Raw genomic sequence first — 7,364 nt, forward strand, 5'->3', positions numbered from 1 at the left:
AACGTGCTGCTGAGTATCATCAACGACATCCTCGACCTTTCAAAGATCGAAGCCGGGAAGCTGGAACTGCATGCGGAAAAGATCAACCTGTACGCCCTCGGCCGCGAAGCCCTCGACATCATCATGTTCCAGGGCCAGCAGAAAGGGCTCGACATCAAACTGGCCATTCCGCCGCATCTGCCGGCTTACATCCATACCGATGCGCTGCGGCTGAAACAGGTGCTGGTCAACCTCCTGGGCAATGCGGTCAAATTTACCGACAAGGGCGCGGTGGAGCTGAGGATCACTTCCATCGCCGAATCCCGCAACGGCGACATGACGTTCAAGTTCGAGGTGCGGGATACCGGCATCGGCATCAAACCCGACAAACAGGAACGGATCTTCGAAGCGTTTGCGCAGGAAGATGCGTCGACTACTAAGAAATACGGCGGCACGGGCATCGGGCTGGCCATTTCCAACAAGATACTCGCCCTCATGGGCAGCAAGCTGCAGCTGATCAGCTATCCCGGTTCGGGCAGTATTTTCTATTTCTACGTGACCCTGCCGGTGGAGTTCGCCGACGCGGGCGAAACCGCTGAGATCGGGGATGCGGAAGGACAGAAATCCGCGTCGCTGAACGACCGCAAAGCCACGGTGCTGGTGGTGGAGGATAACACCGTAAACATGCTGCTTACCAAAACCATCATCCATAAACTCATGCCCGCGGCGGTGATCATCGAAGCCGGCAACGGGCTGGATGCCGTGCGCATTTTCAAAGAAACGCAGCCGGATCTCATCCTGATGGATATCCAGATCCCCGAGCTAAACGGCTACGAAGCCACGTATAAGATCCGGGAGATGGAAATGAATGCCCGCGTGCCGATCATCGCGCTGACGGCGGGAAATATCAGCGGGGAGCGGGAGAAAAGCCTTTCCGCGGGGATGGACGACTTCCTGTCCAAACCCATCGTGGAGGAAACGCTGGCGGCTATTTTACGGAAATGGCTGCCGGGCGACATGCCCGGAGATACGGCGCCGGAAAGCGCCACTGTTACTGAAGATGCGGATAAGCATTTCGATATCAACGTATTGAGAACCTACCTGGGCGACGATGCCGTTGGTGCGGAAATCCTGAAGCTCACCGCCTCGGAGCTGGAAAAATCCCTGGACGCGCTGGAGCAGTTCATCTCAGCCGGGGACCTCAAAGGCGTTAAATCCGTCGGCCATAAAATGTACGGCACCACGGCCAGCGTGGGCATGGGCGAACTGTCGCGGCTTTCGCGGGTTTTCGATACGATGACGGAAATACAGCCCGACGCGGCGCGCGCGCTGCTGGAAGAAACGAAGGCGGAAATGGCCATCGTGCGCGAGCTGTTGCGCAAAGCCATCGAAAAGGAGTGACGCCCTCGGAATTAAATTGTAAATTTGCTGCGCAATTTAAGATCCAGCGCCATGAACAATGCAGTATTCGGATTTGAAGTTATTTTCAACCATGCCACGTTAGGTATTCTCGTAGCGAATACCGAAGGTAACATCGTTCTGGCGAATCCCTTCCTCCTGCGCCAATTCGGCTATACGGCCGAAGAAATACAGGGGCAGAAGGTGGAAATGCTGATCCCGCAACGATACGCTCACCGGCACGTACATCACCGCGAAAGATTCCATCACCATCCGCACAACCGCCCCATGGGCATGGGCATGGCCCTGTACGCCCGGCGGAAAGACGGCAGCGAATTCCCGGTAGAAATCAGCCTGGGCGTATACGAAACGCCCGACGGCCGTTACGTGGTGGCTTTCGTGAGCGATATTTCCCTTAGAAAGCAGTCGGAAGACGCATTGCGCGAGCTGAACGCGGAACTGGAGCAGAAAGTGGCGGACCGTACGGCTTCGCTGTCCAGGCTCGTGGGGCAGCTGGAAAAGCAGATGAAGGAGATCGAGCAGAAGGACGGCGAACTGCGCAAGGCTTTGCAGAAGGAAAAGGACCTCAACGAGCTGAAGAGCCGTTTCGTATCCATGGCTTCCCACGAGTTCCGCACCCCGCTGAGCACCGTGCTGTCTTCTTCCTACCTCATTTCCCGCTACACGGCTACAGAAGAGCAGCCGCAGCGCGAAAAGCATATCCAGCGGATCGTTTCTTCCGTCAACCTCCTGACCGACATCCTCAATGATTTCCTCAGCGTAGGCAAGATAGAGGAAGGCCGGATCCTGGTGCGGCCGGCTACGGTGAATGTGGAAACGATCATCGGGTCCACCATCCAGGAGCTGTTCGAACTGAACAAAAAGAACCAGCGCATTTCGTACACGCATGCCGGCGAGCCGGAAGCCCTGCTCGACCCCGCGCTGCTCAAACATATCATTCTCAACCTGCTCTCCAACGCCATCAAATTCTCGCCGGAAGGCCGCGCCATCAGCGTAGCATCCGAACGGGAAGGCGAGCGGCTGGTGATCCGCGTGGCCGACGAAGGGCGCGGCATTAGTGCCGACGATCAGGCCCACCTGTTCGAACGTTTCTTCCGCGGCAACAACGTGTCCGACATACAGGGCACCGGCCTCGGGCTGCACATCGTGGCCAAATACACCGAACTGATGAACGGCACCATCGAATGCCGCAGCGAGCTCGGCAAAGGCACCGAATTTATCCTGACTTTTCAAATCCCGACCAGCATATGACCACGATTCTACTGATCGAAGACAATGCCGATATCCGTGAGAACACCGCGGAGATTCTCACCATGGCCAATTACAAGGTAATAACCGCGGCCGATGGCATGCAGGGCGTGCAGATGACTTTCGAGCATCAGCCGGATCTGATCATCTGCGATATCTCCATGCCCGTGCTCGACGGCTACGGCGTGCTGCACATGCTGCACAAGCGCAACGCCCTCCAGCATACACCCTTCATCTTCCTCACCGCCCGCACCGAAAGAACGGACATGCGCAAAGGCATGGAAATGGGCGCCGACGATTTCATCACCAAACCTTTCGACGCCATGGAGCTCCTCCAGGCCATCGAAATCCGTTTGCAGAAAGCCAGCAAGCTGAAGGAAGACATGGCCCAGGGGCCCGGCGGCATCTCCGCACTGCTGTCTGCCAGCGGCGGCGCCGACCAGCTGGAAGCGCTCAAAAACGAACGCAACACCCAGCTGTTCAAAAAGAAACAAGCCATTTACTCGGAAGGCAAACATGCCACCAACCTTTTCTATATCATTAAAGGGAAAGTGAAGTCCAGCAAGCGGCACGACAACGGGAAGGAACTCATCACAGGGTTGTTCAACGAAGGCGATTATTTCGGGTATACGCCCCTGTTAAGCGGCGGTTTGTACCAGGACAGCGCCGAAGCGATGGAAGATGCGGAAGTGGCGATGATCCCCAAATCGGATTTTGAAGCGCTCATGAACGGCAACCCCGCCGTGCAGCGCCGCCTCATCCAGATGCTGGCCAACAACATGGCCGAGAAGGAAGAACAATTGCTGGGTATCGCCTACAACTCGCTCCGCCGCAAAGTGGCCGACGCGCTCCTGGCGCTCGATAAAAAATATAACGCGGCCGGCAGCACGCAATTCAGCATAGACATCAGCCGCGATAACCTGGCCGCCGTTGCCGGCGTGGCCAAAGAATCCCTCATCCGGACGCTGGGAGATTTCCGCGACGAAAAGCTCATCAGCATCCGGGAGGGCGAAATTATCCTGGAAGACCGCAAGAAGCTGGCGCGGCTCCTGAATTAGGGAGATCGGCGCATTGCGTCCGCAGGTGTTCAAACTCTTCTTTCATCCGGCCCAGGTCGGATTCCAACCCTTCCCGCTGCAGGAGGTATGATTTGCCATCGCCGTTTTTCTGGTACAGCATCACGAGGTCGTGGTGCATGAGCGCGAGGGCCTGGTCGTTCTGGAGGAACTGTTGCTGGAGGGCTTCCGCCCGTTCCAGGAATTGCCTCGACGAATCGATCCGCAAAGCCTCCATCAGCTGCTGCTTCAGCAGGATATTCTCCTGTTTCAGGTACTCCAGCAGCCGCAATAATTCAAATTTCTTCTCCCGGCTCATTTTTTACTTGTTATGTGCGATGAATAGGGCGCAGGGTATGGATTTCATGAGCAGATCCGCCATGCTCGCCCTGAACCAGCGGCTTACCGTGCTGCGCTGGTAAGCGCCCAGCACCACCAGCGTGCGGCTGTCGTTTTTGATAAGCTCGTCGAGGATGGCGTTTTCCGCGTCGCCCTGCAATACGGCGTATTCCGCGCCGGGGTTATGCCTTTTCATGAATTCCTTCATCAGCTGGTGCTCCGGAACGTGATGGTTCTCGTCGCCGCGGACGGTGATCACCGTGGCGGGGAGCTTGTTCGTTTCGGGGAGGATGGAGGAGAACATTTTGATGGCGTATACGGACGAAGGCGCGCCGTCGTACAGCATCACCGTTTTTTCCAGCGGCTGCCATTTCAGGGGCGCGATCAGCACCGGGCACTGCACTTCGGAAAGCAGGTCGCGGATGAAACGGGTGGGCGCGGGCTCGGGGAAGCGGGTGAAGGACTCTTCGGCGCTGATGATCAGCAGGTCTGCGTATATGCTTTCCCGTAGGAGGTCGGGCAGGGCGAACGATTTATCGCGGCGAACGGTGAAGTTGATCCCTCCCGACTGGCAGGCGGTCTCGAATTCCTTTACGGCGTTGTCGCGGATTTGCTTGTCTTTCTGCATCCGGGCGTCGAGGTCGTTGTTTTCCATGGCGGTGGCGATGGAAAAACTGTTATGGGTGAAGTCGTCCAGGAAGACGCCTACCAAATGGGCTTTTTCGCGGGCGGTGAGGGCCACGGCCGTTTGAACGCTGGATTCGGAAAGTTTCAGGCCGTCGAGGGCAACAATGATCTTTTTCATGGTATAAAATTCCGTTTATGTGATTGAAGTAGCGATGATGACGGTCAACGGGGCCGTTGATCGTGGTCGGGGGAATCTCTGCAGGCATAAAAAAGCCGCGCCCCGCCTTTCTTACAACAAAAAGCGGGGGCGCGGGTTCGGAAGGGTATTATTTACTTATCGTATAGAACGCGGGGCACTTTGGTTGCCGGAACGCCTTCCCGGGTGATGACCACCGGTTTGATCAGGCCGTTTTCGTCGAATTCCAGCTTTTCGATGCAGGTTTCGCGGGAATTGGCGTCGGTTTCGCCGATGGGCCGGCGGTGGTATACGATGAAATATTTATCGGTGCCGGGCGGGTGGATGATGGAATGGTGCCCCGCGCCCCGGGCGATGGCCATGTCCTGGTCGAGGATCTTGCCGATGCGGCGGAAAGGGCCGGTGGGGGAGTCGGCGATGGCGTAAGCCACGCTATAGTCGGGGCCGGTCCAGCCGCCCTCCGACCACATGAAATAATATTTCCCGTCTTTCCGGAACATGAACGGCCCTTCCACGTACTTTTCAGGGGTCACTTCCCGGAAGGTGGTCCCGTCTTCAAACGGCACGAACCCGGTGAAATCGTTGTTCAGCTTGGCGATGTTGCAATGCCGCCAGCCGCCGTAGAAGAGGTAATGCTGGCCGTCGTGGTCGCGGAATACGAACTGGTCGATAGGCTGGGCGCCGTTGTGGAAACGGTCGATGAGCGGCTTGCCGAGATGGTCGCGGTAGGGGCCTTCGGGCTTGTCGGCCACGGCCACGCCGATGCCGCCGTATTCTTTATCGTTCTGGATATCGTTAGCCCCGAAAAAGAGCCAGTATTTGCCGCTGTGCTGTATCACCGAAGGCGCCCACATGGCGCGTTTGGCCCATTTGACGGCCGAGGTGTCGAGGATGCGGGCATGTTTGGTCCATTTGACGAGGTCGGGGGAGGAGAAGGCGTCGAAAAACACCTGTTTGCTGTAGGGCGCGGAGAAGGTGGGGAATACCCAATAATTCCGGCCATAAATGATGGCTTCCGGGTCGGCGTACCATCCCGGGAAGATGGGGTTGCCGGAGGTCTTACGTTTTTTCTTTTGCTGGGCGGAGGCGGGCAGGAAGGCCGCGGCGGCGCAGCAGAGGAGTATCAGGCGCTTCATGCCCGAAATATAGAAAAAACAATCGGTTTCCAAATCCTCGTAAAACCGTTAGCGGGATCATTACTTTTCCGCGAAATAATTATGGATAAAAGAGAACCCCGAAATCTCGAATTCCCCTTCGCCCCTGGCAACGAGGAAGAGGTCGTGTATACCGAAGGCGTGGCGCAATTGCCCGGTGAGCTTGATATTGAAAGTGGTGTCTGCCGTGTCGGGTATCTTGATGGAACCCAGCTTCTTGCTTCTTTTGCCCCTCGGCTGGTCGATCCGGAATTCCAGCCGGGAGGCTGACTTTCCTTTGAAATTACTGCTGATCACCACTTCGAACCCGATCTCGCCCATACTGAGGTTCACCTGTCTGAAACCGAGGTACGATCCCTGCTTCATCATGTACTTCATCGTGTCCGACGCCGGCGTGCGCAACACCCCCTGGCCGCTTGCCTGCATCGACAAGCAGCACAGCAAGGCCGCCGTTACGAGGATCGCAAGTGGTTTCATAGGTATGGTTCGATCTCGGGTTTTTTCTTCCCGGCAAATTACATAAAATATTATAATAAAATATTATGAATCAATTTTTACCAGTGCCGGTTTGCCTGCCGGAAGGGTGAGGGTAAATTGGGTTCCCTTGCCCGGGATGCTGTTGGCCGTGAGCAGGCCTTTGTTCTGGATGGTGAATTCCTGGCAGAGGAGCAGTCCGAGCCCGCTGCCGCGCTCGCCTTTGGTGCCGTAACCCGGCGCGGATTTGAAAGAGAAGAGTTGGGGGAGCTTTTCGGGAGGGATGCCCATTCCGTTGTCCTGCACGCGGAAGGTTACCTGGCCTTCTACGGTAATGGCCGACAGGCGGACCTCCCCGCCGGGGTAACTGAATTTCACCGCGTTGCTGAGCAGGTTGCGGAGGATGACGGACACCTGGTCGCGGTCGGCATACACCCAGCATTCGGCCGGGATTTCCACTTTGAGATGGATCTCCTTTTCCCGGATGGTGTTTTCGAAGAGGTTGACGATTTCATCGGTCAGGTTGGCCAGGGAAGCGTGCACCGGCTTCACGCGGATGCCTTTCATCTGGCCCATGCTCCAGCGGAGCATATTGTCCATCGTGCCGGCGAGGCTGGCTACTTTCTTATACAGCTCGTCGGCCGCATCCTTCATATCTTCTTCCGGGTATTCCCCCTTGCGGAACATATCGAGCAGCATTTCGAGGGTGGAAAGCGGGCCGCGGATGTCGTGGGCGATGATGCTGAAGAGTTTTTCCTTGTCGCGGTTCAGGGCTACCAGCGCCTGGCGCTGCACTTCTTTCTCGTTCTCGTAATCGTCGTGTACCCGCTTGAAGTAAGAAAGGGCCATTACAATAAAGGAAAGCCCCCACAC

The 7,364-nt window shown here is 56.7% G+C and carries 8 protein-coding genes; 3 read left to right on the top strand and 5 right to left on the bottom strand.

What is annotated here, in order from left to right:
- The 3 genes from Q0510_RS12565 to Q0510_RS12575 all read left to right on the top strand — a co-directional run.
- Positions 1–1,380, top strand: a 1,380-nt coding sequence (locus Q0510_RS12565; protein WP_298712040.1) for an ATP-binding protein, incomplete at its 5' end; no start/stop codon positions are given.
- Positions 1,381–1,431: 51 nt separating this feature from the next.
- Complete coding sequence (locus tag Q0510_RS12570) at positions 1,432–2,649, top strand: PAS domain-containing sensor histidine kinase (RefSeq protein ID WP_298712042.1); 1,218 nt, start codon at positions 1,432–1,434, stop codon at positions 2,647–2,649.
- Complete coding sequence (locus tag Q0510_RS12575) at positions 2,646–3,704, top strand: response regulator (protein WP_298712045.1); 1,059 nt, start codon at positions 2,646–2,648, stop codon at positions 3,702–3,704. Before Q0510_RS12570 ends, Q0510_RS12575 begins: the two co-directional genes overlap by 4 nt.
- Here Q0510_RS12575 and Q0510_RS12580 read toward each other — a convergent pair.
- The 5 genes from Q0510_RS12580 to Q0510_RS12600 form a co-directional block, all read right to left on the bottom strand.
- Positions 3,661–4,020 carry a hypothetical protein gene (locus Q0510_RS12580; RefSeq protein ID WP_298712047.1) on the bottom strand — a complete coding sequence of 120 codons (360 nt, stop codon included), beginning with the start codon at positions 4,018–4,020 and terminating at the stop codon, positions 3,661–3,663. The genes Q0510_RS12575 and Q0510_RS12580 overlap by 44 nt on opposite strands.
- 3 nt (positions 4,021–4,023) lie before the next feature.
- Entirely contained in the window at positions 4,024–4,845 is an 822-nt protein-coding gene (locus tag Q0510_RS12585) for a universal stress protein (protein WP_298712050.1), read from the bottom strand.
- Positions 4,846–4,997: 152 nt separating this feature from the next.
- Entirely contained in the window at positions 4,998–5,999 is a 1,002-nt protein-coding gene (locus Q0510_RS12590; RefSeq protein ID WP_298712052.1) for a glycoside hydrolase family 43 protein, read from the bottom strand.
- A 60-nt stretch (positions 6,000–6,059) separates the two neighbouring features.
- Positions 6,060–6,494, bottom strand: a complete 435-nt coding sequence (locus Q0510_RS12595) for a carbohydrate-binding protein (protein ID WP_298712055.1) — start codon at positions 6,492–6,494, stop codon at positions 6,060–6,062.
- Positions 6,495–6,557: 63 nt separating this feature from the next.
- The coding region (locus tag Q0510_RS12600; protein ID WP_298712058.1) for a HAMP domain-containing sensor histidine kinase at positions 6,558–7,364 on the bottom strand (807 nt) is incomplete at its 5' end.

Origin of the sequence: uncultured Chitinophaga sp. (assembly GCF_937874145.1) — a bacterium.
GTDB lineage: Bacteria > Bacteroidota > Bacteroidia > Chitinophagales > Chitinophagaceae > Chitinophaga.